This window comes from Mycobacterium angelicum (assembly GCF_002086155.1).
Lineage (GTDB): Bacteria > Actinomycetota > Actinomycetes > Mycobacteriales > Mycobacteriaceae > Mycobacterium > Mycobacterium angelicum.
In genome coordinates this window covers 1-26,423 of the sequence record NZ_MVHE01000031.1, presented here as the reverse complement: position 1 = coordinate 26,423, position 26,423 = coordinate 1, and the positions used below count along the sequence as shown (strand labels likewise).

Below are 26,423 nucleotides of genomic sequence, written 5' to 3'. Positions count from 1 at the left end.
GTCCGACCCGGTTCAGTGAGTTGGCCCGCCCGCGGGTGTACCAGCGCCGGGAACGGGCACTGCAACGCCTACGTCGACGCGTGCGGTGACCCGCATGTGCAGTCCCTTCGGGTGGTTGACGGTGGCCATCGTCCGTCGTACAGACGAGCCCGGAAGCGTGCGCAACTGCCAGCGGGAGACGATGGTGGCCAGCGCCAGGATGCTTTCGATTTTCCCGAACAACTCACCGATGCATCTGCGCGAGCCGCTGCCGAAGGCGATCATGGTGCCGTCTTTGGCGGAGCGTTTGCGGTCTGGCGACCAGCGGTCGGGATCGAATCGTGCCGGATCGGGGTAGACGTCGGGTCGATGGTGGATGATCCAGGGGCTGAGCACGACGGCGGTCCCGGCGGGCAGCTGGTAGCCGCCGAGCTCGGTGTCGGTCGTGACGCATCGGGTGAATATCCATGAGACCGGCTGGATGCGCAGGGTTTCCATGATGACGCGCTCGGTCAGCTCGAGTTGAGGTAAGTGGTCGAAACTCGCTGGTCCCCCCGCCAGTACTGCGTCGACTTCGGCGTGCAGGCGTGCTTCGATCTCGGGGTGCTCGGCCAGCAGGTGCAAGGCCCACGCCAGCGTGCTCGCGCCGGTGTCGTATGCAGCCACCAGGTACGTGATGATCTCATTGCCGATTTCAGCGGGACTCTTGTCGCCGTCGAGCAACATCGAGAGAAAGCCGGTTCTGTCCTCGGCGCGACAGGCAGCGCCCATGTTGCGGGCGATTCGGTGAATCTCTGCCAACGCGTTGCGATAGCGGCGGTTGGCCGGCGTGGGCAGCTTGCGCCAGGCCGCTGGCAGCATCGATTGCCCATACACTCCCTCATTCACCGTCGAGGTGGCATCGATGAACCGGTCGACGTCGTCTGGCGACATCGAGTTGCCGAACAGCGCATCCACGCCGATCGCCGCAGAAAGGCCCCTCATCTCCGGCCACACGTCTAAAACCTGGTTGTCCTGCCAGGACGCGGTGAACGCGTCGATGCGATCGGTCATCACACGGGCGTAGCCCGGCATCTGGTTGCGGTGAAACGACGGCTGGGCCTTCCGCCTGAGGGGTCGATGCAGGTCGTGCGGGGCACTCACCACGGTGGTCCCCAGGATCTCCCTGCTACGTGCGTAAAGCGGGCCCACTTTGTCGAAAGTTCGGTCGTCGACCATTACCTGATGGGTCAGTTCGGGCGTGCACACCACCACCGCCTCGCTGGGGCCCAGGCGAACCCGGACCAGGTCTCCGTGGTCGGTCAATCCGTTCAGAAAGCGCCACGGGTCGCGCATCGCCGAAAGGGCGTGGCCGAACACCGGCAACGCACCCGGGGCCGAGGGAATCGATTGAAGGTCATTCATTTTCCAAACCTTTGCTATCGGGCTTATCTCAGCGCGCCGTGGACACCGCCGCCTGCCTGCTCATCGAGAGGACGGCGAACTATGTATCGATCGCCCTATTCGGAGCGCCCGAACGATATGCATCCCAATGGGTTTCCTCGCATCAAACACTGGCTTGAAAATCTTGGTGAATTCGGCGGTGCGGGAGTAACGCTAGTAAGCGCACGGTTCGGGGACCATGGGCACAGTATCTAGAGAAGTCTTCAGCGATCCGGGCAATTTGCACAGGCGTGATGCAGCCGGCCCGCGGTGCACAGATGCCCAGCTCAGCGGGCCGGCGCCGGTAGGTGCGGACCGCGCCGCCCACTAGCGTCGATTGGTGTCGACCCGCTGCGCCCGGCTTCGCCGCGCTTGCGATCGCCACTAGCGTCGATTCGTGTCGACCCGCTGCGCCCGGCTTCGCCGCGCTTGCGATCGCCACCGGGTCAGCGCCGTGGCCACCGCGCCGAAAATGCCCACTTGTGCATCGTGACCCGTATACATATCCAACTCTGGTTACCGTGACCATTTCGCCCTACTTGTGGCACAGGTAGACATCTCCGCAAGAGAGACCATCCAGCCAGCTGAAGCCGAATGTCAGTTCGCCAGATGCGATCCGGTCTTGTCACAGCGAGGTGGGAAGTGTTGATATGACGACATTCAGTGAAGTATCCAGCGCCGCCGTCGATCTCGTTCGTCCCTACGACGCGAGCCCGGCGCGCACCTACCGGCCGCGCAAGTTTCCGCTCAGCGATGGCCTGCCACTCGAGGTCGTCGAATCCGGGCCCAGTGTCACCGGACGTTTGGCGGCGGTGACGTCGCGAATGACCATCAGGCCCATTCTTTCGGTGGGCACCTACGTGCTGCGCCTGCCCTATCCGTGGGGCCTGATCGACTCCGCGTGCCGCATCCTGCCCCAGACCCCGGGCGCCGTTCGGAGCACGGTTCAGTTGCCGAACGCCACCGCAAAGTTCGTCCGCGCCCCCGGTGTGCTGCCGGGTGACGGCGACCGGCGGGTGGTGCTGTACCTGCACGGCGGCGCCTTCTTGATGTGCGGTGCCAACTCGCATGGCAAGACCGCCACGGCGCTGTCCACCTTCGCCGACGCCCCGGTGCTGGTGGTCAACTATCGGTTGCTGCCCAAACACTCGATAGAGATGGCCGTCGACGACTGCCATGACGCCTACCAATGGCTGCGGGCCGGCGGATACGAGCCGGACCAGATCGTGTTGGCCGGCGATTCCGCGGGTGGTTACCTGGCGCTGGCGCTGGCGCAGCGGTTGCAGCGCCAGGGTGAGAAGCCGGCTGCCCTGGTGGCGATGTCCCCGCTACTTCAGCTGGCGAAACGGCCCGCCAAGCCCAGCATCAAGGCTGACGCGATGTTTACCGCTAAGGCCGTCGATGCGCTCGTCGCACTCGCCGCCACCGCTGCCGCCAATCACCGCGGCAACCGCCGGAACGAACCCCTCTACGAGCCGTTGGACAACATCACACCCGGGCTGCCGCAGACGCTCATCCACGTTTCGGGCTCCGAAGTTCTGCTGCACGACGCCCAGCTGGCCGCTGACCGCCTGGCCGCGGCCGGGGTGCCGGTAGAACTGCGGGTCTGGCCCGGTCAGATCCACGACTTCCAGGTCGTCGCACCGATGGTGCCCGAGGCGTCGCGTTCGTTGCGCCAAATCGGTGAATACATTCGCGAGGCGACCGGCTAACCATAGGAGGACCGACATGTTCAACCTGAATCCGCATTTACGCACTGGCGCAGCACTTTTCGCGTTCTTGACCGTCCTGGGCATCGGCGCTGCGTCGCTGCCCAAGACGGCCTCGGCCGATTCCACCGAAGACTTCCCCATCCCCCGCCGGATGATCGCCACCACCTGTGACGCCGAGCAGATATTGGCCGCCACCCGCGATACCAGCCCGATCTACTACCAGCGGTACATGATCGACTACAACAACCACCCCAACGTGCAGCAGGCCACCCAGGACAAGGCCCATTGGTTCTTCTCGCTGTCGCCGGCCGACCGCAGGGATTACTCCGAGCACTTCTACAACGGCGACCCGCTGTGGTTCGCCTGGCCCAACCACATGAAGATCTTCTTCAACAACAAAGGTGTCGTCGCCAAGTCCACCGAGGTCTGCGAGGGCTACCCGCGCGCCGACATGTCGGTGTGGAATTGGGCGTAATCGGTTGGCGCCGTTGACTTCTGCCGATCACCCGAACCGGCGCTCAGCCGCGCGGCCGCCGTCGCCGCCATAAAGCAAGCCAGCGCAGTCCATCCCGCGGATCCGGTCAGCCCGTTCTTGGCCAGCAGAACCAGCACGACGCCGGCAACGCACAACCACCCACCGGAGAGTGCCGACCGGATGCCGGTGGCCCGCACCGGAGCGTCCCACCAGGGCAGTGCGCGATGTTCCAGCGGGGAAAGCAGCCGGAACGCCGCGATCATGACGATCGCGAACACCAGGGCGCGCAACGCCAGCAGCCCCCAGAACCCGGACGCGTGCACGTCATATGCGTCCAGGCCGACACCGTGCAACGCGAACGCCGCGACGGCGATCGCCGGAATGTGCCAGAGGTAGAGCGTCATGGCTCCGCCGTTTCCCACCGCGATCACTCGCCACACCCGGGGCCGCGCCGCCCACCGCCGGATCGCTGCGGCGGCGGCCACGAACGCGCATGACATCCAGGTGCAGTGCAGCGCGAGCAGCAGGGTCGGCGGCGACACGTTGGACATCCGCTCGGCGCCCGTCACGACCAGGGAGACCTCATAGGTGCTGCCGGCTGCCAGCATCAGCTGAGCAGCGAAAGCGGCTGCGGCGATTCCCAGCGCCGCCTGCGGGCGGATCAGCCGGCGGGCATAGGCGACCCCGATGACCATCGGGATCAGCCAAACGATCACGAAGTTGGCCACCCCCGACTCCGGATTCCCGACGGCGATCCGAATCCCGTCCACCGCACCGGCGGCGAACAACAGCGCTGCGATCACCAGCGCCACCGCACGACCCGTACGCAGTCGGGTCAACAACGGTACGAAGGCGAGCACCACCAGGTAGACCCCCAGGAACCACAACAGCGCGACGCACTCGCGTCCCAGTCCGGCAGCGGACTCGGCACCCAGGACGCGGCCAACCAACAGGAGCGCTACCGCCCATACCGCCAGATACCAGAACACCGGCCGGCACAGTCGCTGCGCCCGGCGCAGCAGCCACGAACCCCAGGGCGTGCCGGGGTGAAAGCCATAGGCGCCGGCGGCGCCGCCGGCCAGAAAGAACAGCGGCATGACCTGAACGAGCCAGGTGAGCGGGGTCAACACGGGCAGCTCGCCAAGCAGGTTGCCGATTCGCACGCCGCCGGAGTCGATGGTGGCCAGCAACAGCGCGCAGTGCCCGAACATCACCACGATCAGCGCGGCAAGCCGCGCGACGTCGACGGCGCGGTCGCGCAAGGGGGAAGTCTGGCGGGCGATCTGGGACGCATCAAAAGTGGTGCGGGGCATGCGTTCGAGCATGCGGGGCCGCGGGCGCAAAGCGAATGAGTAGGACTACCCGTTATTCGAGCCGAATCCCCGCTCAAAGCTCGGGATGGATCGGTGCGCGGAAGGCCTTGGCGCCGCCCAGCACCGTGCGAATGGAATGCTCCAGCGAATTGTCGGCGATGAAGAGCAACTCGTCGCCGGCCTCGAGCACGTCACCGGGCTGGGGAATGATGACGCTGTCACCGCGCAGCACGGTGACCAACGCGCTGTTGGGCGGCAGGTCAAGATCGCCCACTCGCTCCCCCACCAGCGGATTGTCTTGTGGCAGAGTCAGTTTCGTCAACGCCGCGCTGCCGCCTCGCAGTCCCATCAAACGCACCAGGTGACCGACGTCGATGGCGCCCTCGATTCCGGCCACCATCGCCCCCGGGGTCGAGACCGCCACGTCGACGCCCCATTCCTGGGTGAACAGCCACTCGTTGCGCAGGTCGTTGATCCTGGCCACCACCCTGGGCACCCCGAATTCGGTCTTGGCCAGCAGACCCACCACGAGGTTGGCCTTGTCGTCGCCGGTCGCGGCGATCAGCACGTCGCAGGTCTGCGCACCTGCCTCCTGCAACGCCGTCAGCTCGCAGGCATCGGCATAGAGCCAGTCCGCGGCGGGCACCGTGTGCGGTTCGAAATTGCTTCGTTGCCGTTCGATCAACAAGATCTTGTGGCCGCTGTCAAGCAATTCGTGCGCGACCGAACGGCCGACGTTGCCCGCACCGGCGATCGCGATGCGCATCTTCCGCTTGGCCACCCAGACATCTTGTCGTATCCGGACACGCTATGAGTACTCACCGCGCGGCGAGCACTGTGCCACGTCTGCTTTCCGGGTCCTGATTTACTGGCAACACACCAAGCCGGCACCCGCCGTAGATCTGAAACGGGAACCACGTGAGCCTGCACCACTTGTATCTGTCGCTGTTGATCGGCGGCTTCGTGCTGCTGGCCAGCATCGTCGGTACCCGGGTGGCGACGGGTGTCGGTTTTCCCAGCCTGCTGTTCTTCCTGCTGGTCGGCATCGTGGTCGGCGAGGACGGGCTGGGCCTGCAGTTCGACGACGTGGAACTGGCCAGGGACATCGGCACCGCGGCGCTGGCGGTGATTCTCGTCGAAGGCGGTTTGACCACCCGGTTCTCCGACATCCGAAAAGTGTTGGCGCCCGCGGGCACGCTGGCCACCCTCGGTCTGGTCATCAGCACCGCGGTCAGCGCGGTGGGCGCGCACCTGCTGTTGCGTATCGACTGGCAGCTCGCGCTCCTGCTGGGAGCCATCGTCTCGTCCACGGACGCCGCGGCGGTGTTCTCGGTCCTGCGCGTGCTTCCGCTGCCCCGGCGGGTTGCCGGACTGCTTGAGGCCGAGTCCGGCTTCAACGACGCCCCCGCGGTGATCCTGGTGATCATGTTCAGCGTGGTGCCGTTCGCCCTCGATCCCGTGGGCGCGCTGCTCGACGTGGCGTACGAGCTGGTCATCGGGTCCGCGATCGGGTTATCGGTCGGATTGCTGGGCTCGGTCGCACTGCGCCGCATCGCCCTGCCCGCGTCCGGCCTCTACCCGATCGCGAACTTCGGATTGGGGCTGGTCGCGTTCGGCGCCGCGGGCAGCGTGCATGCCAGCGGATTCATCGCCGCCTATCTCACCGGCGCGGCCTTGGCCAACTCCGGTCTGCCGCACCGATCGGCCACCCGGTCGTTCGCCGAAGGTGTGGGCTGGCTGGCGCAGATCGGGCTTTTCGTGCTGCTCGGCCTGCTGGTGGATCCGACCGATCTGGCCGGTGACGTGCTCGCGGCGATCGTGATCGGTCTCGTGCTGCTGCTGGTTGCCCGCCCGCTTTCGGTCGTCGGATCGCTGGTGTGGTTCCGCGCGCCGTGGCGCGATCAGGTCTTCATGTCCTGGGCGGGCCTGCGCGGTGCGGTCCCCATCGTGCTGGCGACCTTTCCCGTCGTCGCGGGCGTTCCGAACAGTTATCGACTGCTCAACATCGTGTTCGTCTTGGTGGTGGTGTTCACCCTGGTGCAAGGGCCCAGCCTGCGCCCCATCGCGCATCGGCTCGGGCTGATCTCCCGCGAAGCCACCCGGGAGATCCAGGTCGAAGCCGCTCCGCTGGACATGCTCGACGCGGAGCTGCTGACCATGACCGTGCAACCGACATCGCGGCTGCACAACGTCACCATTCTGGAACTGCGGTTGCCCGACCCGGCGGTAATCACGCTGATCATTCGCGACGGGCATACCTTCGTTCCCATACCCGACACCCGCATCGAGACCGGCGACGAACTGCTGATCGTCACCACCAGCAAGACCCGGGCCGCGGCCGAATCCAGGCTTCGCGCGGTGAGCCGCCGCGGCAAGCTGGCGTACTGGTTCGACGAATACGGCGACATCGAGTAACGCCGCCCTGCCTTACTCGCCGGATCCGGAGTCTGCAGCTCCCGGCGCCGGTTCGACGGTAGCGATCTTGCTGAGACCGCTGATGGTGAGAACCCGGATCAGGAAGGGGTGGACGATGACATGCAGCCGGTCCACCTGGTCGGCATGGTCGAATAACGCGTTGATGCCGGCGCTGTCCAGATATTTGACCGCGGTCAGATCGACGGTGACCGTCTCGGGGGTGCCGGCGCTGGCCTCGGCGAGCGCCCGGGTGAATCGGGCGATGTTGCTGAGGTCGATCTCGCCGGTCGCGATCAGCCGCGGCGTTCCGTCGGCGCCACTCTCGGTGTGCAACGTGAGCGGTGTGGCCATTAGGTGATCCTCGTGAACATGTGAACCGTGGTGCCGGTGTCGCCGGACTGAATGGTGAAGTCGTCCATCACGCCACGGATCAGGGTCAGGCCTCGGCCCCGGCTGACGGTGGTGTCGGTACGCGGCGCCTTCCAGGTCCCGTTGTCGGCCACTGTCACCCGCAGCCGGTCGACGAGCGCGGTTGCCTGCAGCGACACCAGACCCGCTGGGCCCATCGGCTGGTCTCGGTGACCGTGTTCGATTGCGTTGGCGACGGCTTCTCCGGCGGCGATGAGCACGTCCTGGATTTGGTCAGGCTCGACCCCTGCCTGATTCAGCCAGCCGCGCAGGGCGACTCGGCTCGGGGCCAGCTGGTTGGCGTCGGCGGCGAACGTCATCTCCAGCGGCGCGGGCTGCCGGTACAGCAGCATGGCGACGTCGTCGGGATAGCCGCCGCCGGGCTCGAGCCGGTACATCAGCTGGTCGGCCAGCTCGTCGAGGTCCTGCGCCCGGCCGTCCTGGACCACGTCCGCGGCGCAGGCCATCCCGTCGTCGATCGAGTGGCCGCGGCGTTCCACCAGGCCGTCGGTGTAGAGCAGCAACGTCGCGCGGGGCGGCATCGTGGCGCGTGCTTCGGGCCGGGGCGAGTCCGGCCGCAACGCCAGCGGAAATCCGTGCCCACCCTCCAGTAGGACGGCGGTGCCGTCGGCGTGCACCAGGATGGGCGGCGGATGACCGGCGCTGGTGTACACGAGTTCACCGGTGGCGACGGTGAGCACCGCGCAGAATGCGGTGGTGCATCGGGCGCCGGGCAGGCGGGCGGCAAAGCGGTCCAGGGCGGCCAGTGCTGCGCTTGGACTGGACTGCTCGAGCAGCAGTGCCCGGCAGGCGGAGCGAAGCTGACCCATGACGGCAGCGGCGGCCAGGCCGTGTCCCACGCAGTCGCCGACGATCAACGCGACGCGCCCGTCCTCCAGGTCGACGACGTCGTACCAGTCGCCGCCCACCTGCAACGGTCGGCTCGCCGGGTGATATCGCACCGCGATTCCCGCGGGCAGGTTCGCCGGGCCGAGCATCGCGTGCTGCAGCGTCACGGCGGTTTCGCGTTGCTCGTCCAGTCGGTAGACGCGATGCAGGCCCTGGCCCAGGCGCCCGCCCAACACCGTGAGCAACGTGTGATCCTCGCGGGTGAACGGTCGTTGCTCGGACAGCTCGACCCACAGCACCATGACACCGCGCGGGTGCTGCAACGCGATGCCGGCCGCGCCGGCTTCTCCGGCGGCGGTGGTCAGCAGGTCGGCATCGCGCAACGATTCGATCTGCGCTCGCCGGCGCGGCGACAACGTGGCCCACTTGGCCGGCTCACCGGCGCAAACCACGTCCGGTGTGGCCGAGTCCCCGGTCGTGGCGGCGGGGAACATCACCGCCAGAACGCGCCGCGCCCGCCAAACCCGGAGCAGCTCGACAACGGCTCCGCGCAATGCATCGTCGAGCGAATCGGATTGTGCCAGTTGCTGATTGAGCGCAGCCAGCGCGGTCTGGCGTTGCACCAGGTAGTACTCGGCGGTGACGTCGCGGAAGGTGCCGACCATGACCCGGCGGCCGGAGCCGGGATCGGCGGCCTGATTGACGCTGACGGCAACCCACAGGCGATGTCCGTTGCGATGCGTGACGGGGACGGTATAGACGCCGCGACGTTGGCCACCGAATGTCTCGGCGGCGTGGCGGTGGGCCTCGGGATCGACCTCGGCATCGGGCCACCACGGGTGATCGGGCTCGTAGGGCAGGCCCTCGGGTCCGTAGCCGAGGATGTCGGCGAAGGCGGTGTTGATCTCGTTGATCGCGCCGTGCTCGTCGCAGACGAAGAAGGCTTCCTGCAGCGAATCCACCAGCGCGGTGCGCCAGCGGCCGTGCCGGTTGCGCAGCCGGGCCAGCTCTATATTGGCGCGCGCCCGGGCCAGCAGTTCTGCGGCGGCGAACGGCTTGACCAGGTAGTCGTCGGCACCGGCCAGCAAGCCTTCGATCGAGGCCTCCTGTCCGGCTCGCGCGGACAGCAACAGGATGGGCATGGCGGCGGTGAGCGGGTCGCCGCGCAGTGCCGTGAGCAGTTCCAGCCCGTCCAGCCCGGGCATCATGACGTCGCTGATAACCAGGTCGGGAACCTGGGATTTGACGGCCTCGAGCGCCTGGCGCCCGTCGCTGACGGCGCTGACCTCGAAACCGGAGGTCTGCAGCAGGTTGGTCAAATAGTCGCGCATGTCGGCGTTGTCGTCGGCGATCAGCACGCGCACCCGCTCGCCCGAGCTTTCGGCTGGCGTGACGGCGGTCATCGTCGCCGTGGTGCCGGTGTCGGACGCCGCGACCGTGCGATCGGCGGTGCGCGGCAGCCAGCGCAGGGCTTCCTGCACGTACGGCTGGGCGATCGCCTGCGAGATCGCGCGGGCGCCGGGCGCCGGGGCGAGTTGCTCGGCGCTCAGATGGGCTACCCCGAACGGCAGCCGGACGGTGAACGTTGAGCCCTCGCCCTGCGCACTGTCCGCGGAAATTGTCCCGCCATGCAACCCGATGAGCTCCTTGACCAGGGCCAATCCGATGCCACTGCCCTCGGTGGAGCGTGCGCGCGAAGTTTCGACGCGGTGAAAACGCTCGAAGAGCCGTGGGATTTCGTCGGCGGGTATCCCGACCCCGGTGTCGCTGACCGTGATGAGGGCAGCCGTGTCGTCGCGAGTCACCCGAACTCTGATTGAGCCGTCGAAGGTGTACTTCAATGCGTTGGAGAGCAGGTTGAGCACTACCTTTTCCCACATCTCGCGGTCCAGATACACCTGCTCGTCGAGCGGCGGGCAGTCCACCGTGAAGGTCAGGCCCGCACGTTCGATGGCCGACCGGAAGATGCTCGCCAGATCGGCGGTGAGCGACGCCAAGTCGACGGCCTCGAATCGCGCCCGCATGCGGCCCGCCTGGATGCGCGAGAAGTCCAGCAGCGTGTTGACCAGCTTGGCCAGTCGCAAGCCGTTGCGGTGGATGAGCTCCAGCTCTTCGCGGGTCTGCGCGTCAAACCCGCTAGTGCGGGCGCGCAATTCGTCGATCGGCCCCAGGATCAGGGTGAGCGGGGTGCGCAACTCGTGGCTGATGTTGGAGAAGAAGGTAGTCTTGGCCCGGTCCAGCTCGGCCAGTTCCTCGGCGCGCTGCTGCTGGGCTCGGAAGCTGCGCGCACTGCCCACGCCCGCGGCGATATGCCCGGCCACCAGCTCGACGAAGCCGCGATAGCCGTCATCGAGCGGGCGGTAGCGGTTCAGCGCGGCCACCAGGAAACCCAGTGGCGCGCCGCCCTGCTGCAACAGCGGCACCACCAGCGCCCCAGCGGGCGGCTCGGGCCAGGCGCCGGTGGGCAATTGTATTGCGCCGCAGTCGAATTCGATCACTACGGTTTTGCCGTCGGCTGCCTTCTCGACTGGCCAGACCGAATCACCGCCGCTGCGGGGCAGGACCGCCGGCGCCGCCGGATGCCCCGGCTCGATGCCGCTGGTCCCGGCCAGCTGTGCGTCGCCGTCTCCGGTGAACAGGTAGGTCAGCGTGAAGGGTAGGTCGTAAGGATTGTTGGCCAGTTGGCCGGCGGCGAAGTCCAGCATCTGTCGTTCGGTGCGCGCGACACTCGGGTCCGAGCCCAGGTCGCGCAGCGTCGTCATCCGGCGCTGGCCGATGATTCGCTCGGTGTCCTCACTGACCACGCAGAGCATGCCGACCACGCGGGCGTCCTCGTCGCGCAGCGGGCTGTAGGAAAAGGTGTGATAGGTCTCCTCGGGGTAGCCCGACCGCTCGAGAATGAGCATCAGCGCCTCGTCCCAGGTGGCCTCCCCGGTGGACAGGACGCTGTGGATCCGCGGGCCGATGTCATCCCAGATCTCGGTCCACACCTCGCTGGCCGGGCGACCCAGCGCCCACGGGTATTTGCGGCCCAGGGTGTCGCGGCGATAGGCGGCATTGCAGAAGAACGTCAGGTCCGGCCCCCAGGCGATCCACATCGAAAACCGTGACGCGAGAAGGATGTTCACGGCCGTGCGCAGGCTCTGCGGCCAACCGTCCACGGGCCCCAGCGGGGTGGCCGTCCAGTCGACCGCGGTCAGATCGCGCCCGATCTCCTGGTCTCCACGAAAGACCACAGACATTCCCCCTCAAAAAACGACTCCAGGGTCAGACGTTCTTTCAAGACAACCACCTACTGAGTTCACGTCGCAGGGTTTCGCCGCAGAACTCGCAACCACGCCGGGGCGCGGATTCATCGAGCCGGCAAATTTGCAGGCCGTTACTCGCACTTTCGCTGCAAATTCGCAGGCTCGGCTATGCACGCCGAGGCCGTTGGTCGACCATCCGGCCCGTTAGTGGCCCTCGTCGCAGTCGGCGTCGGCGTCGGCGTCGGCCACCGTCAACGGCAGGGCGAGGTCTTCCAGGGCGCGCTGTTCGGCCGCGACGCCGAGCCACAGTTCGATCAGGCCCGCGACGGCCATCACCGCCGCCCCGATGAGGAACGACCAGACCACCTGACCGCGCTGCCCGGAACCGATCAACTCACCGAACAGGAGCGGGCCGGTGATGCCGCCGATAGCCGTGCCGATGGCGTAGAAGAATGCGATCGCCAGCGCCCTGGTCTCCATGGGAAAGATTTCACTGACGGTCAAATAGGCCGCGCTGGCTCCCGCCGAGGCCAGGAAGAACGCCACCGCAAGTACGGCGATGAACGTCCACGGACCGCCGGTCTGGGTGACGAACACAACCGCGAGGACAACGGCAACTGCAGCCGAACCGAGATAGGTCAGGGTGATCATCGGTTTGCGGCCGACCGTGTCGAACAAGTGTCCCAGCAGCAGCGGCCCGGCGAAGTTACTCACCGCCCACAGGATGAAGAACAGCGGCACCTTCCCGGATTCGACTCCGTAGAACCCGCTCAGCAACGTGCCGAGGTTGAACGTCACGCCGTTGTAGAGAAACGCCTGCCCGATGAAAAGCGCCAGCCCCAGAACCGCGCGCCGCGGGTAGAGGGTGAATGCCACCCGGGCGATCTCCCATAGCGAAATCGTTTGGCGCTGACGGATTTTGAGCGGGCGTCCGGCCGGTTCGGGTAGCGGTTGGCCGGTTTCCCGCTCGATGTCTTTTTCTATCTGGCCGACGATCTGCTCGGCCTCTTCGTCACGGCCGTGAATGAACAACCAGCGCGGGCTTTCCGGAACGTTGCGCCGCACCAGCAGGACGAAGATGCCGAAGATGGCGCCGATGCCGAACGCGAGGCGCCATCCAATGTCGGCGGGGAACTTCGAGGTGTCCAGTAACACGAGCGCACCGGCCGCCCCGGCGGCCGAGCCCAGCCAGTACGTCCCGTTGATCACCAGGTCCACCCGGCCGCGCACCCGGGCGGGAATCAGCTCGTCGATCGCGGAATTAATGGCGGCGTATTCGCCGCCGATGCCCGATCCGGTCACGAAGCGGGCGATGAAGAAATACCAAGGCGCGAAGGCGAATGCGGTCGCAACGGTCGCGATCAGATACACCGCCAGGGTCAGGATGAACAGGTTGCGCCGCCCGAAGCGATCCGTCAGGTGACCGAAGAACAAGGCGCCCAGGCAGGCTCCGGCGATGTAGAACGCCGCCGCCACCCCGATCTGGGCGGGCGTCAGCTCGATCCCGCTGCCTTTCTCGGTGAGCCGGGAGGAAACGTTGCCCACCATCGTGACCTCGAGGCCGTCCAGGATCCACACCCCGCCGAGGCCGATGACGACCCGCCAGTGAAACCGTGACCAGGGCAGCCGATCAAGTCGTGCGGGTACCCGCGTCGTGATGGTTCCGGTCTGCGGGCTCGCGCTCATGTCTGGCTCCGATCTGAGTTGACAAGGAGTTCCCCACCCCACGTACCGCAAGCCACAAAGATTACTTCTCGAATTCGAGGTGGTGCCGGATCTCCTCGGCCGACACCAGCGCGCCCAACGCCGCGGTCAGCGACAGCGTGTTCATCAGTACCACTCAAGGGCCAGATCAGCGAGCGCGGAACCGTTGACCAGAGGACGGACCGGCGACGCCAACATAACACCGACAACGTTCAATTCAGGGCCCACCGGGCAGCTACCGATCCCAACATCAGTACGCCGGCGGGAATGTCGCGCCTCGGCCACGCCAACGTCGATTTGTCCGACACCCCATAGGGTGGGGCCCGGCGCTTGCCGGATCTGCTCGAAAATCTTGCGGAATTCTTGCGTCGCTCGGTAGCCACTTTCAGCGGATAATGACAACGTCGTCTTTAGCGTCCTGAGCACCATTAGGAGCGCAAAATGGCCCAAGCTGTCCGGCCCTATAGAGTCCTTCAACTGGCGCTCGTCGTCTTCGGCGCTGTGATGATTTTGCTTTATCCCCTGGCAACGGTCTGGCCGTCCGGCTGGGCATGGCATCCTGGCGCGCCGTATCAGTCGCAATACTTCATGATGATCGTCGGCCTTTATGTCACCCTGGGCGTATTTCTCATAAATGCCGCGCGCAAGCCTGAGAACCATCTCAGCCTGATCTGGTTCGCCGTCTGGTCCAGCGTCGTGCATGCGGCGATTATGGCGGTCCAGTCATTCGGGGGCGGCCATCATATGGGGCATCTCTGGGGCGACGTCCCGGCGCTGCTTTTGGCGGCGATCGTGTTAGCGGCACTGGTTCTGACTTCTGGCCTCAAGACCCGGAATGCGGACGACAGCAAACGAAAATCGATTGCTGCATAATTCGAGAATGGTGTCGGCGTCCCGTTCGGGTCGGGTAACGTCGTCTTTCTGCCAGCAGATTGGGTGATGCAACGGCGCAAGCGGAGCAAGGGGTGGCCACATCTGGCACGGATGAGCTCTTCGGTCCATATCGGCTCGTAGAGTTAATCGGCCGCGGCGGCATGGGCGAGGTTCATCGCGCCTTCGATACCGCGCGCGAGCGATTCGTCGCGCTGAAACTATTGCCACCCGAGTTGGCCGCCGACGAGTTATATGAGGAGCGGTTTCGGCGCGAGGCGCAGCTCGCGGCGAAGCTCAATAACCCGCACATTGTGCCGATCCACAATTTCGGCGAGATTGACGGACGCCTCTACATCGACATGCGCCTCGTTGAGGGCATCGACCTGGGACGGGCGATGGACAACGGACCGCTGGCGCCCGATCGTGCCGCCGACATCATCAGTCAAGTCGCCGACGCGCTCGACGCCGCCCACAAGACCGGGCTGGTACATCGCGACGTCAAACCGGGCAATGTCCTGCTTAGTGGTAACGACCCAATATTTGCCTATCTCACCGATTTCGGCATCGCCGTGACGCAACGCGACACCGCAATCACCGGCACCGGAATGGTGATCGGAACTTGGGATTACCTCGCCCCGGAGCGATTCAGCAGCGGCGGCCCGGTTGACCACCGTTCCGACATCTACTCGCTGGGTTGCGTGCTCTACGAAACTCTCGTCGGGGAGAAGCCGTTCCCGGCAGACAGCCTCGAGGCGACGATCACCGGCCACTTGATGACGCCGCCGCCGCGGCCGTCGGCAAAACGGCCCAATATTCCGCCTATGTTCGACGAGGTGATCGCACACGCCCTGGCAAAGGATCCGGCGCAGCGATATGCCTCCGCCGGAGAACTGGGCGCCGCCGCGCGCAAAGCCGCCGAATATTCGGTGCGATGGGGTGATGCGCCCACCGTTTCGGTATCGCTTCCTGCGCTCAGGCCGGTACCGCCGACGTCGTTTCAACCCCCGCGCACGACGCCGGGGAGTTTCGACCCGCAGACAACCACTTATGGCCAGCTGCCGCTGGGCGGTTATTCCGCTGACAACACCTACATTCGGCCGGGAATCAGCCCAGATCGGGCCGGCGCCGAAAAGACGGAGTTCGAGGAGCTGGGGCTGCACTCGCCGCGGCTGGGTCAGATACGGCTGCGCGCGGATTATCAGCTGCACCCGGGCTGGCTGCCCCACCACGCCCCAATTCCCTTCCTCGGCAACCAAAAACACGTCGACATGCTGCGACAACGTTTGCTGCATTCGCCGGGCGGAGCCATCCTGCTGACCGGATTCAACGGCGTCGGCAAGACCACCATCGTGCGGCGCGCGCTGGCGGAGCTTCGAACCGAAATCGATGCCGGCGGATCCGACACATTGTCGGTGATCGACCTCTGGGAGACGGTCGCCCGGCCGATGGAGCCACTCGAACTGATGGTGCGGCTGCTGCGCAACCTCAGGGACACGCTGGCGCGCAAGCAGCTGCTGATGCGGCTGCCGGCCGGCACTGCGGAGGCGCTGACGACCGCCTACCACCGCACCTCGATGACGCTGAAGTCAACGCACTCCAACGCGATCGAGGGATCGCTGAACCTGCCGGGTGAGATGTTTGGGCTCCCGGGACCCACTCTCGGCGGCAAACGCACCAAAACTGCGGGGCAGGAACGATCTTTCCTTCCTTACAGCCTCGGTGACGCCGAACAGGACTTCCTGCGGATCGTGAGCGATCTGTCGGCGGGGACCGAGCCACAGTCCGACCCGCGAATCCTGCGCAGACTCTTCGCTCGTCCCACCAGACCCTGGCGCTGCCGCATCATCGTCGTCTTCGACGAACTCGACAAGCTCACCGCCGACCCCGAGGCCAGCGGATGCTTCGAAAAGCTGCTACGTCAACTCAAGAACGTCCTGGCCTCAAACGACGCGCACTTCATCTTCCTGGCCGGCGCTGAGACGTTCGAAGCGGCTCGCGCGGCCCGTTCCCGCGTTAATAGCGACTGGGCCAACGTCTTTGGGCAAAACCCCGCCTATGTCGGATGCCTCCAACCGGGCGCTTCCCAAGAACTACTGCAGGAAGTGGTGGTCGACGGCGCCACCGGCAAGAGCGCACAGCTTCTTGCCGCCTACCTCGAATACCAATCGCGCGGCCTGCCGCGCCACCTGCTCGACGGGCTCGCTCAGCTGGTCCAGTGGAACCCGGTGCCGCACATAGTGATTGATCGGTCGGTCGCCGATCTGATCGCGTTCTACGCCGCGCTGCAGGATCGGCTCGGGCCGATCTGGGCAGACGCCCGGCCGCTTGGGCCGTTGACCAAACAGATCGACATCGACCGCATGCGTATTGCCGTCTACCAGGTGATGGACTGGGTGTTGGGGCGTGCCGGAGCGAGTTTCACGACGGCCGATTACCTTGCCGATCCGGCTAATTCGCGTGCGGGGGCCGATGTCATCTCCGGCGACGAAGCCGATCGGCTGTTCCGGGAACTGGCGGCCTGCGGAATGCTCGAATCCAGCAACCCGGCGTCGCCGCAGCACACCATGCTCGGCGCAGCGCAGCCGACAGAGGTCGTGTATCAACTCGCGCGGGCGATCGCTGAGGCGGCCCACAGCGTGACGGGCGCTCCCGAAGAACTCGGCCGGGTAGGCGGCGGCCGCTACATCTTGCGGGAGGAACTCGGGCGCGGCGCTCTGGGCCGGTCGTATCGGGCGCGCGACCGCTATACCAACCACGACGTCGCGATCAAGTTGCTCGACCTGCCCGAGCTACGGCACAACGAGGTCGCGCGCAAACGTTTTGAACGCGAAGTCGAGTTGTACCGAGGGCTGGACCATCCGCTGCTGGCGGCGATGTCTGACGCGATAGACGACGAGGGCCAGCTCGGTCTGGTCACCGAATTCATCCGCGGCCGAGCGCTGAGCGCAATCCTGTGTCAAGGACAGATCACCGCGCCGGCCGCCGTTCGAACGGGACATGCGCTGGCCGACCTGCTGGCCTACCTGGACGGCAAGGACGTGTTCCGGCTCGACCTCAAGCCGTCCAACATCGTCGTTCAGAACGACGGAAGACCCGTCGTGGTCGAACTGGGTCTGGCCCGCCGCGCCCAGGACCAACAAAGCCGGTTGACAGCAGTGGACGGCTTTGTCGGCACGCCCATATACCTGGCGCCGGAGCAACTGCGCAGCGAAGAAAGCGATATTCGGGCCGACATCTACACCCTCGGGCTGTTGATTCACGAGATGTTGACCGGAAAACCCGTGCGCCGGGGCGACTCGATCGCCGCCATCATCGGCGTCGCGATGAAGCCCGTCGACGTCCACGGGTTGCCGTGCTCGCCAGAATTCCAGCACGTGCTCGCCAAGATGCTGGACCTCGATCCAGACGCGCGCTACCCCAAACCCGCGATAGTCGCCAGCCTGCTGCGGGGGCTGCCGGAGTTCGCGCCACGACGGCAATCGTCCTGACACGTCGGCCTGCCATAGGCTGGGTGTTACACCCTGCGCTCCGTCAAGAGGTTCCGAGAGGTAACGACATGCCCGCACCGTCAGCCGAGGTCTTCGACCGCTTGCGCCAGCTGGCCGCAATCACCGACATCGAAGCACGACCGACCAAGACGATCGATGAGGTGTTCACCGGCAAGCCGCTGACCACAATCCCGGTCGGGACCGCCGCTGACGTCGAAGCGGCCTTCGCCGCGGCAAGAAAGGCGCAGGTCGAGTGGGCGCAGCGCCCGGTCGCCGAACGGATCGACGTCATCCGCCGGTACCGCGATCTGGTCATCGAGAACCGTGAATTCCTGATGGACCTGCTGCAGGCCGAGGCGGGCAAGGCCCGGTGGGCCGCCCAAGAGGAAATCGTGGACCTGATGGCGAACGCGAACTACTACGTGCGCGTGGCCGCCGACCTGCTCAAGCCGCGCAAGGTGCAGGCGCTGCTGCCGGCGATCGGCAAGACCACCGTCGGCTACCAGCCCAAGGGCGTGGTCGGAGTGATCTCGCCGTGGAACTACCCCATGACGCTGACGGCGTCAGACTCGGTGCCGGCACTGCTGGCGGGTAACGCGGTGGTGCTCAAGCCGGACAGCCAAACCCCGTATTGCGCGCTCGCATGTGCCGAGCTGTTGTACCGGGCCGGGCTACCGCGAGCGCTCTACGCGGTCGTTCCCGGTCCAGGTTCGGTGGTCGGCACCGCGATCACCGACAACTGTGACTATTTGATGTTCACCGGCTCCTCGGCCACCGGCAGCCAGCTCGCCGAACACGCGGGCCGTCGGCTCATCGGTTTCTCGGCCGAACTCGGCGGCAAGAACGCGATGATCGTGGCGCGGGGAGCCAACCTCGACAAGGTCGCCAAGGCGGCCACGCGGGCATGCTTCTCCAATGCGGGCCAGCTGTGCATCTCCATCGAGCGGATCTATGTCGAAAAGGACATCGCCGACGACTTCACCCGCAAGTTCGGTGAGGCGGTGCACAAGATGAAGCTCGGCACCTCCTACGACTTCTCCGTCGACATGGGCAGTTTGATCTCCGAGGGTCAGCTCAAGACGGTCTCGGGTCATGTCGACGATGCAACGGCCAAGGGCGCCAAGGTGATCGCCGGCGGTAAGGCGCGCCCCGATATCGGTCCGCTGTTCTATGAGCCGACGGTGCTGACTGAGGTCACCCCGGAGATGGAATGCGCGGCCAACGAAACCTTTGGCCCGCTCGTCTCGATTTACCCGGTCGCTGACGTGGATGAGGCCGTGGAGAAGGCCAACGACACCGAGTATGGGCTCAACGCCAGCGTGTGGGCCCGCACCCCCGCCGAAGGCCAGCAGATCGCCGCCCGGTTGCGGTCCGGGACGGTGAACGTCGACGAGGGTTACGCGTTCGCCTGGGGCAGCCTAAGCGCGCCGATGGGCGGGATGGGAGTGTCCGGCGTCGGCCGCCGGCACGGTCCGGAAGGGCTGCTGAAGTACACCGAGTCGCAGACGATCGCGACGGCCCGGGTGTTCAATCTCGATCCGCCCTTTGGGATTCCGGCGACGCTGTGGCAGAAGTCGCTGTTGCCCATCGTGCGCACCGTGATGAAGCTGCCCGGTCGCACGTAACCGCTTGTCGCGGCCAGGAGTACCGTTCGAGCGTGCATGTCGACGCGATGGCGGTCGCCCAACCCCTGGCCAAGATCGGCGACGTGGCCAGGCAAACCCAGGCCGCCGGGTTCAGTGGTCTGCTGTTCACCGAAACCGGTCGTACCGCCTATCTCAACGCCGCGGTGGCATCACAGGCCGCCCCCGGGCTCGAGCTTTCGACCGGTATTGCGGTTGCCTTTCCGCGCAGCCCCTTCGTCACCGCCGCGACGGCGTGGGAACTGCAGGAGGCCACCGACGGGAAGTTCCGGCTCGGGCTCGGGACTCAGGTGCGCCGGCACGTCGAGCGGCGCTACGGCGTCGACTTCGAACGTCCCGGTCCGCGCCTGCGCGATTACGTACTGGCGGTGAAGGCGTGTTTCACGGCGTTCCGGTCCGGGACACTCGATCATCACGGCGAGTTCTATGAGCTGGATTTCATTACCCCGCAATGGAATCCGGGGCCTATCGATGCTCCCGATCCCAAAGTCGACATCGCCGCGGTGAATCCGTGGATGCTGCGGATGGCGGGCGAGGTGGCCGACGGAGTTCACGCCCATCCCCTGGCCGAGCCCAGTTATCTTGCGCGCCACGTCAAGCCCAACATCGCCGCGGGAGCCGCGAAGTCGGGACGCACAGCATCGGACATCGCCGTGATCGTGCCGGCCATGACGATCGTCGGCGACAGTGACGAAGAGCGCCAGCACGAACGCGAATTGGTGCGGGCCAGCCTCAGCTTCTACGGGAGTACACCCAACTACGCGTTCATCTGGGACGAGGCCGGGTTCGAGGGGACGACGGCCCGAATCCGGGAGAAGCAGAAGGCCGGTGACTTCACGGGGATGGCGGCCCAGATCAGCGACGAGCACATCGCGGCCTTCGCCACCGAGTCGACATGGGACGGCTTGGCCGATGCGCTAATCGACAAGTACGCGGGCATGGCGACTCGCATCGTGCTGTACAACGCCCTCGGCGATCCCGCGCGTTTCGAACGGTATGGCGAAGTGGCACAACGTATATCGGCGCGCCAAACCGGCTAACAGTGATGCAGGTAGACCGGGTCGATGGCCCGGGGACTGGTGCCGGTGGTGAATAGCAAGAGGCAAAACAACAGACCAATGCCACCGAGCGCCGTCGCTGCCACACCGATAGCCAGGTAAGCGCCGCGGATTCGGGGTTTGAGCAGACTGACCAAGCCCGTCACACCCGCGCCGGCGCTCAACAAACCACCCAGGACCAAGCACAGGCTTCCGGCACCATCCAGGTCGCGATCGACGACACAGCCGCTTTCCCAGGCATGGCTGGCCGCAATCAGCCCGACGGCGACGGCCGCGGCCGCGCAGGCCAGCAGTGCCAAAACCAGCGCCACCACAGCCGTCCGGTTACGCGGCTTCCCCACCGCTGCCGCTGGAGGCGGGACAGGCTGATAACGGGGCGCGGAGTGCCCATATCCGGGGTGCGCCATCTACGAATACTGCCGCAGCCTGCCGTCGCACCGCAATGAACGCGAGGGCTGCGCTCATCGACTTTCGTAGTCCCAGTCCAGCTGCCATATGCGCAGTGTCCGGTCCTGCGAACAGGTGGCGGCAATGCGCGCGTCGGCGCTCAGTGCCACCGAATCCACCGGCAGGGCCGGCCACCAGATCCCACATGCGCACCCGCCATCGTTGGACCCGTTGCGGCCGTTCGCCCCTCGGCGCGACGGCAACGGCCAGCACGCAATGGCCGGTCGTGGTGTCCTACACCTGTGGTGGGTTGCTGCCGGCGATCACGAAGCGGCCACCGGGGTCGATTCCCATGCCCAGGGACGACCGGTGTGACAGCACGTGGTCGACCGCGACGTGGGTGACCGCAGCACAAACTCCTCAGGACCACTTCAGGTTAAGGTCCGACAATGGCTCACGTGCTGATCGGCGATAACAACTGGAACATGCCGACCGACGCCATCCACAATGCGAACGTGATAGCGCTCAGCGCTGACGGCCGGTTGGCCCTCACTGGCCATAACGATGCGACGCTGTGGCTCTGGGATGTTCCGACAGCGAGCTGCTTGCGCATCATCACCGGTCAATGCGGGCCGGTGGGCAGGGTCGCTATCGGCGGGAACGGCGCGCTTGCGGTGTCGTCCGGCGCTGATGACTCGAGGGTTGCCTGCAGACCCTGACCGGGCTCGACGCCTATGTACGATGGCTCGCGCTCAGCGCCGACGCCAGCGTCGCGGCAACACTGCAATTCCCGGCGATCCACCCGACAGCACTGCGCATCTGGCCCCTTACCCTGGTCCCGTGAGCAACCCACAAGTACCCGGGGGCGTGGTACATACTCTGCCCACGGACCTACGCACCGCCTTGATCGGCAATTCAACCGCGCTGGCCGCCTGGAAAGACATCACCCCGTTGGCGCGCAACGAGTTCATCTGCTGGGTCGAGGACGCCAAGCAGGACAAGACCCGGGAGCGCCGCATCCGCCGGACGCAAGAGGAGCTGGAAGAAGGCAAGCGGCGGCCGTGCTGCTGGCCCGGGTGCAAGCACCGCGAGCGCACTGGGCGCTAGCCGCCGGCCAGGTTGAACCGGCCGGCGAATCCGCGCAGCGGCAGATCGGCGCTGGTGATAAGGCCCGGCCGCGCCTGCACCACCGACGCGATGGCGCTCAGCGCCGGCATGCCGGTCACGGTCATTCCGATGGAGGCGAAATTGTCCGGGTTGGAAAGGTCCACGCCCGGCTTCGGGAAAATCATGTGCTTGTTGTAGACGCACGGGTCGCCCTTGATCTTGGTGATGTAGCAGCCCTTGATGTTCCAGTTCGGCTCGGTGTGCGGAGTCATCTGCCATTCCAGGTGCGTCTCGACTCGCGGCACGCCGTCGACCATGCCCTGGTACTTGATGTAGTTGCCGCCCAGTGAACCTTGGGGCAGGGTGTACCAGCCCAGGTCGACGTCCTTGGTGCAGGCGCCCAGTTCGTAGCTGAACTTGACCTCGTCGAGTGCAAGGTCGAAGCAGTCGGCCATCATCAGCACGCTGTCGGCGAAGACGCGGGTGTACTTCTCCAGCTTGGACGGGATCTCCGGATCGTCGACGGGTTGCCCGTAGCCCACTTCGATCCAGGTGTCCCGGGAGTGGTGGCACGACACATCGACCGACTCGATGGTGGTGATGTTCTCGATGTCGGCGACGTCGGCCGAACACACCACACCCAGAATCTGGTTGAGTCCCGGGTTCATTCCCGTGCCGTAGAAGGTGGCGCCGCCCTTTTCGCATGCCTCCGAAAGCAATTGGGTGACAGGTTTGCCCGACGGGTGCGGGTGGTTTCTGTCGCGGTGCCATCCGGTGATCCAGTCGGCGGTGGTGACGATATTGATCCCTGCCTCAAGCACTTTCACATAGAGATCCTCGTCGGGAAACACGCCGTGAAACGTCAGTACATCCGGTTTGGCCGCGATGATCTCGTCGATCGTTCCGGTGGCCGTCACCCCGTTCGCGGCCGCGCCGGCGAGCTCACCGGAGTCCCTGCCGATCTTCTCCGGTGAATAACAGTGCACGCCAACGAGTTCCAGGTCGGCCCGGGTGGCGATCCGCTTGATCATCTCCGAACCGACATTGCCCGTGGCTACCTGGAAGACGCGAATCGGTCGCGCGGGTGCGGTCATCGAGGGTCAGCCTTTCTGAGCTGCTGCGTACACTTCGGCGGCACTGCCGCCGATGCCGTCGGGATAGAACTGCTTGGCCCACTGACGAATTGCGGTGAAGCCCTGATATTCCTCGGTGGCCAGTGCGGGTGGATCCGAATAGCGTTGGTGCCGCCAGATTTCGACGTCCTGCTCGAACTGCCGGATCACTTCCCGGCCGAATTCCTGCGCTTTGGCCGCGGCCCGGGCTTGGTCCCGGTGCGGCGTGCGGCCGATGTAAACCATGAACCGCACATCGGAGGTCGATTCGTCGACCGGGGTGATCGCGGAGATGGTGCGGTTGTCGACCATGCCCCAGCTCTTGGTGACCGCGATTCCCAGCCCGCCGTTGATGGCCTCCACCCCGCTGTTGACGTCCTCGATCTGCTGGCCGTCATCGCCCTGGAAAGTGATGGTGAAGTCGACGAAGGACACCGGCTGCCCGAAGTCGTGGCGAGTGAACTTCGGCACGATCGGGGTGTTGTGCACGTATTTGAAATGCGCGAAATCCACGCCGTTCTCCAGCACGTACTGCGGATGCAGTTCGAGACTTTCGCGGTACAGCCGCTGCTGCGGGTAGTAGTCGTCGGCGCTGCTGTCGTCGCCGAAGGCGGCGAACACGTCCGGCGCGTCGAAGTAGGGCTCACGTCGTTCGACGTCGTGCCAGATGTAGACGGAGTCGTTGCGCTCGACGACCGGGTAGGTGCTGATGCGCCGGCCGCGGTTGGGACGCTCCTGGTACGGGATGCAGACGTTGCGGCCCTGTTGGCTCCATTGCCACCCGTGAAACGGGCACTGCAGGACGTCGCCGACGACCTTTCCGCCGTAACCCAGATGGGCGCCCAGGTGTTCGCAGTAGGCGTTCATGACCGTGAGTGCGCCGGATTCGGCGCGCCAGCTAACCATGTCCTCGCCGAAGTACTTCATCGTGTGGACGTCGCCGACGCCGATCTCGTCGGACCACGCGACCTGAAACCACCCGGTCGGTTTCATCGACAGCGGCGGCTTGGCCATCTAGGCGCCCCTCCTCACCCTCATCACAATCAGAGTACCCTCTATGAAAAGGTTGGCAATAGCGGATAAGGTCGTCACATGACTCACCCGGGCGCCGGAACCATGGGCCGGCGCCCCAACCGGCGCGGCAACGCCACTCGGGAAAGCATGCTCGAGGCCGCGTTGCGGTCGTTGGCCTCCGGCGAGCCGGGGTCGGTATCGGCCAACCGCATCGCCAAAGATATCGGCGCCACCTGGGGTGCGGTGCAATACCAGTTCGGCGACACCGACGGGTTCTGGGCCGCGGTGCTACGTCGCACCGCCGAGCGACGCGCCGCGACGTTTTCGACACTGTCCACACCGGTGCAGTCGGACGCGCCGCTGCGGGAGCGCGTGGGCACCATCGTGGAAACCCTGTATCGCGGCCTGGCATCGGCGGATTCGCGTGCCATCGAAAACCTGCGAGCAGCCCTCCCCCGAGACCCCGCCGAGCTCGAACGCCTCTACCCGCGCACTGCCGCCGAGCTGTTCTCCTGGGGCAAGAGCTGGCTGGAAACCTGCCAGAACGCCTTCGCCGGCCTCGACGTCGACCCCGACCGTGTCCGCGAAGTGGCCGCCCTGATTCCGGGCGCGATGCGCGGGCTGGTGTCGGAACGCCAACTGGGCTCCTACGTTGACCTCGACATCGCGCGACGGGGTCTGACCAACGCGCTGGCGCTGTATCTGGAGGGCGGACGGCCGCGTTAGGCAACAAACCGATAACGAAGACTGCCCCATGCGTCGCACCGGCCACTAAAGTGCTGTTGGTGGGCGGAAAGTTGCTAGCCAACGGCAGGGGTCGCTGGTTGGCGCTGGCGGCATCGCTCGTCGTTTCGGCCGGCATGGTTTACGCCCAAACCACGCCAAAGCCGCCGTGCTGCACTGCGACGGCGGCGGTAACCCAGCCAAGCGCAGCGCCCGCCCCGGCGGCCGCCACGCACACCGCGAGCCCAGCCGAAGCGGCATCATTGGCATCGTTGGCCGCCAGCGCGCCCATTGCCGCCCAGCAGTTCCAGTTCGCCCTGCCCACCGGCAAGGGATCCGAGCAGGGGTTGCAGGTCAAGACCATCTGGGCAGAGCGGGCCATCAGCATGTTGTTTCCGCAGATCACCCAGATCTATGGGTACCGGCAGGATCCGCTGAAGTGGCACCCCAACGGCCTGGCGATCGACGTGATGATCCCCAACCACGAGTCACCCGAAGGCATCGAGCTCGGCAACCAGATCGCCGGCTACGCCCTGGCGAATGCGAAACGCTGGGGGATTCTGCATGTGATCTGGCGGCAGAAAATCTATCCCGGCATCGGCTCCGGAAGCTGGACTGCGGACATGGGCAACGAAACCGCCAACCACTACGACCACGTTCATATCGCCACCGACGGCGGCGGGTACCCGAGTGGACAAGAGACTTACTACATCGCGTCGATGACCCCGACGCCGCCCGACTAAGTCACCGCGAGCGTGCGCGTCTGGACGCGACACGCCGGCTGGTTGCGCACATTTGCGCACACTCGCGCCACTGATTGCGGCCTCTGACTTGCTACTTCTTCACGCAGATCCGCGTTAGGCTCCTCGATGTCCGAATCACATCGCACATCAGGAGCCACTATGAAGGTCGAGGCGGAGGGCCATGAAGAAGAGGACACCCGTCGGCTGCGTGAGTTCAGCGCTTTCGACAAGTTTTCCGACGCACAGCTAGCGCGTCTGGTCCGGGCCGCACACCACACTTCACATTCCGTACCGTGGCCGCTGATCCGCGAGAAGACTCCCTCGGACGCTTGCTACATCCTGCTCAGCGGCGAGGTGGGCGTGTACGTCGGCCAGGATCGCGTTGCCGTCCTGGGCCCGGGTGAGGTAATCGGCGAATCCGCCTTGCGCCGTGGGAAACTCCGTTCAGCGACGGTGACGACGATCGGGCCGGCCGAAGTGCTGCGTATCGAGCGCGATGCGCTCGACCGTTTGCTCGACGAATTGCCCGCGCTGCGGGAGATCATGGAGGCCAACGCCGCCCAACACGTGGCGGCGCCCCAGCCGCCCAAGCCCAAACCCGAACGCTCCAAGCTAAACGCCTCGGTCCCAACGGATTTGGCCGAGCGGTTCGAGCAGGCCGCAGAAGCCGCAGGTGTAGCCGTCGCGGCCGCACTCGAAGAGGCCCTCACCCAATGGCTCGAACGGAACCCCAAACCCTAACCCCCCCAC

Annotated in this window: 22 protein-coding genes; 13 read left to right on the top strand and 9 right to left on the bottom strand. The window is 65.7% G+C overall.

Features of this window, described 5'->3' with window-relative positions; all coding sequences use genetic code 11:
- Nucleotides 1-12: 12 nt before the first annotated feature.
- A complete protein-coding gene (locus BST12_RS17760) occupies nucleotides 13-1,383 on the bottom strand; it encodes a cytochrome P450 (RefSeq protein ID WP_083114448.1) in 1,371 nt (456 codons plus the stop codon).
- 668 nt (nucleotides 1,384-2,051) lie between these two features.
- On the opposite strand from BST12_RS17760, the gene BST12_RS17750 reads away from it, so the two are divergent.
- Nucleotides 2,052-3,113 (top strand): alpha/beta hydrolase, encoded by a 1,062-nt coding sequence (locus BST12_RS17750; RefSeq protein ID WP_083114446.1) that lies wholly within the window; start codon nucleotides 2,052-2,054, stop codon nucleotides 3,111-3,113.
- A 16-nt stretch (nucleotides 3,114-3,129) separates the two neighbouring features.
- The gene (locus BST12_RS17745; RefSeq protein ID WP_083114445.1) at nucleotides 3,130-3,588 is read left to right on the top strand and encodes a DUF5078 domain-containing protein; all 459 of its coding nucleotides are present in this window, start codon (nucleotides 3,130-3,132) and stop codon (nucleotides 3,586-3,588) included.
- Here BST12_RS17745 and BST12_RS17740 read toward each other — a convergent pair.
- Both BST12_RS17740 and BST12_RS17735 read right to left on the bottom strand, forming a co-directional pair.
- Entirely contained in the window at nucleotides 3,549-4,901 is a 1,353-nt protein-coding gene (locus BST12_RS17740; protein ID WP_245850397.1) for an acyltransferase family protein, read from the bottom strand. The two genes, BST12_RS17745 and BST12_RS17740, sit on opposite strands and share 40 nt — an antisense overlap.
- A gap of 73 nt (nucleotides 4,902-4,974) precedes the next feature.
- A complete protein-coding gene (locus tag BST12_RS17735) occupies nucleotides 4,975-5,667 on the bottom strand; it encodes a potassium channel family protein (RefSeq protein WP_083114455.1) in 693 nt (230 codons plus the stop codon).
- 152 nt (nucleotides 5,668-5,819) lie between these two features.
- On the opposite strand from BST12_RS17735, the gene BST12_RS17730 reads away from it, so the two are divergent.
- The gene (locus BST12_RS17730; protein ID WP_083114443.1) at nucleotides 5,820-7,316 is read left to right on the top strand and encodes a potassium/proton antiporter; all 1,497 of its coding nucleotides are present in this window, start codon (nucleotides 5,820-5,822) and stop codon (nucleotides 7,314-7,316) included.
- A gap of 12 nt (nucleotides 7,317-7,328) precedes the next feature.
- Here the strand turns inward: BST12_RS17730 and BST12_RS17725 are convergent, their stop codons facing one another.
- The 3 genes from BST12_RS17725 to BST12_RS17715 all read right to left on the bottom strand — a co-directional run bounded on the left by BST12_RS17725 (nucleotide 7,329) and on the right by BST12_RS17715 (nucleotide 13,507).
- A complete protein-coding gene (locus BST12_RS17725) occupies nucleotides 7,329-7,667 on the bottom strand; it encodes an STAS domain-containing protein (RefSeq protein WP_083114442.1) in 339 nt (112 codons plus the stop codon).
- Nucleotides 7,667-11,815: a SpoIIE family protein phosphatase gene (locus BST12_RS17720; RefSeq protein WP_083114441.1), complete on the bottom strand. Its 4,149-nt coding sequence runs from the start codon at nucleotides 11,813-11,815 to the stop codon at nucleotides 7,667-7,669. The genes BST12_RS17725 and BST12_RS17720 overlap by 1 nt, the downstream gene beginning before the upstream one ends.
- A gap of 210 nt (nucleotides 11,816-12,025) precedes the next feature.
- Nucleotides 12,026-13,507, bottom strand: coding sequence for an MFS transporter (locus BST12_RS17715; RefSeq protein WP_083114440.1), 1,482 nt, complete (start codon nucleotides 13,505-13,507; stop codon nucleotides 12,026-12,028).
- 459 nt (nucleotides 13,508-13,966) lie between these two features.
- Between BST12_RS17715 and BST12_RS17705 the strand changes: the two genes are divergently transcribed.
- The 4 genes from BST12_RS17705 (at nucleotide 13,967) to BST12_RS17690 (ending at nucleotide 20,569) form a co-directional block, all read left to right on the top strand.
- Entirely contained in the window at nucleotides 13,967-14,398 is a 432-nt protein-coding gene (locus BST12_RS17705) for a DUF6632 domain-containing protein (RefSeq protein WP_083114438.1), read from the top strand.
- Nucleotides 14,399-14,490: 92 nt separating this feature from the next.
- A complete protein-coding gene (locus BST12_RS17700; protein ID WP_264061680.1) occupies nucleotides 14,491-17,886 on the top strand; it encodes a serine/threonine-protein kinase in 3,396 nt (1,131 codons plus the stop codon).
- A 68-nt stretch (nucleotides 17,887-17,954) separates the two neighbouring features.
- The gene (locus BST12_RS17695) at nucleotides 17,955-19,511 is read left to right on the top strand and encodes a succinic semialdehyde dehydrogenase (RefSeq protein ID WP_083114436.1); all 1,557 of its coding nucleotides are present in this window, start codon (nucleotides 17,955-17,957) and stop codon (nucleotides 19,509-19,511) included.
- A 32-nt stretch (nucleotides 19,512-19,543) separates the two neighbouring features.
- Nucleotides 19,544-20,569: a TIGR03617 family F420-dependent LLM class oxidoreductase gene (locus tag BST12_RS17690; protein ID WP_083114435.1), complete on the top strand. Its 1,026-nt coding sequence runs from the start codon at nucleotides 19,544-19,546 to the stop codon at nucleotides 20,567-20,569.
- Here the strand turns inward: BST12_RS17690 and BST12_RS17685 are convergent.
- Nucleotides 20,566-20,928, bottom strand: a complete 363-nt coding sequence (locus tag BST12_RS17685; protein ID WP_139801744.1) for a hypothetical protein — start codon at nucleotides 20,926-20,928, stop codon at nucleotides 20,566-20,568. The genes BST12_RS17690 and BST12_RS17685 overlap by 4 nt on opposite strands.
- A 190-nt stretch (nucleotides 20,929-21,118) precedes the next feature.
- On the opposite strand from BST12_RS17685, the gene BST12_RS17680 reads away from it, so the two are divergent.
- The 3 genes from BST12_RS17680 to BST12_RS17670 all read left to right on the top strand — a co-directional run bounded on the left by BST12_RS17680 (nucleotide 21,119) and on the right by BST12_RS17670 (nucleotide 22,081).
- Complete coding sequence (locus tag BST12_RS17680) at nucleotides 21,119-21,349, top strand: hypothetical protein (RefSeq protein WP_139801743.1); 231 nt, start codon at nucleotides 21,119-21,121, stop codon at nucleotides 21,347-21,349.
- 74 nt (nucleotides 21,350-21,423) lie between these two features.
- Complete coding sequence (locus BST12_RS17675; RefSeq protein WP_083114432.1) at nucleotides 21,424-21,693, top strand: WD40 repeat domain-containing protein; 270 nt, start codon at nucleotides 21,424-21,426, stop codon at nucleotides 21,691-21,693.
- Nucleotides 21,694-21,814: 121 nt separating this feature from the next.
- Entirely contained in the window at nucleotides 21,815-22,081 is a 267-nt protein-coding gene (locus BST12_RS17670) for a YdeI/OmpD-associated family protein (protein WP_083114431.1), read from the top strand.
- Here BST12_RS17670 and BST12_RS17665 read toward each other — a convergent pair.
- Both BST12_RS17665 and BST12_RS17660 read right to left on the bottom strand, forming a co-directional pair.
- Nucleotides 22,078-23,175: an NAD(P)H-dependent amine dehydrogenase family protein gene (locus BST12_RS17665; protein WP_083114430.1), complete on the bottom strand. Its 1,098-nt coding sequence runs from the start codon at nucleotides 23,173-23,175 to the stop codon at nucleotides 22,078-22,080. The genes BST12_RS17670 and BST12_RS17665 overlap by 4 nt on opposite strands.
- A 6-nt stretch (nucleotides 23,176-23,181) precedes the next feature.
- Entirely contained in the window at nucleotides 23,182-24,207 is a 1,026-nt protein-coding gene (locus BST12_RS17660; RefSeq protein ID WP_083114429.1) for a Rieske 2Fe-2S domain-containing protein, read from the bottom strand.
- Nucleotides 24,208-24,285: 78 nt separating this feature from the next.
- Between BST12_RS17660 and BST12_RS17655 the strand changes: the two genes are divergently transcribed.
- The 3 genes from BST12_RS17655 (at nucleotide 24,286) to BST12_RS17645 (ending at nucleotide 26,414) form a co-directional block, all read left to right on the top strand.
- The gene (locus tag BST12_RS17655) at nucleotides 24,286-24,933 is read left to right on the top strand and encodes a TetR/AcrR family transcriptional regulator (protein WP_083114428.1); all 648 of its coding nucleotides are present in this window, start codon (nucleotides 24,286-24,288) and stop codon (nucleotides 24,931-24,933) included.
- 59 nt (nucleotides 24,934-24,992) lie between these two features.
- Nucleotides 24,993-25,673, top strand: a complete 681-nt coding sequence (locus BST12_RS17650) for a VldE C-terminal domain-containing protein (protein WP_083114454.1) — start codon at nucleotides 24,993-24,995, stop codon at nucleotides 25,671-25,673.
- Between the two features lie 159 nt (nucleotides 25,674-25,832).
- Nucleotides 25,833-26,414, top strand: coding sequence for a cyclic nucleotide-binding domain-containing protein (locus BST12_RS17645; protein WP_083114427.1), 582 nt, complete (start codon nucleotides 25,833-25,835; stop codon nucleotides 26,412-26,414).
- The last annotated feature ends 9 nt before the right edge of the window (nucleotides 26,415-26,423 follow it).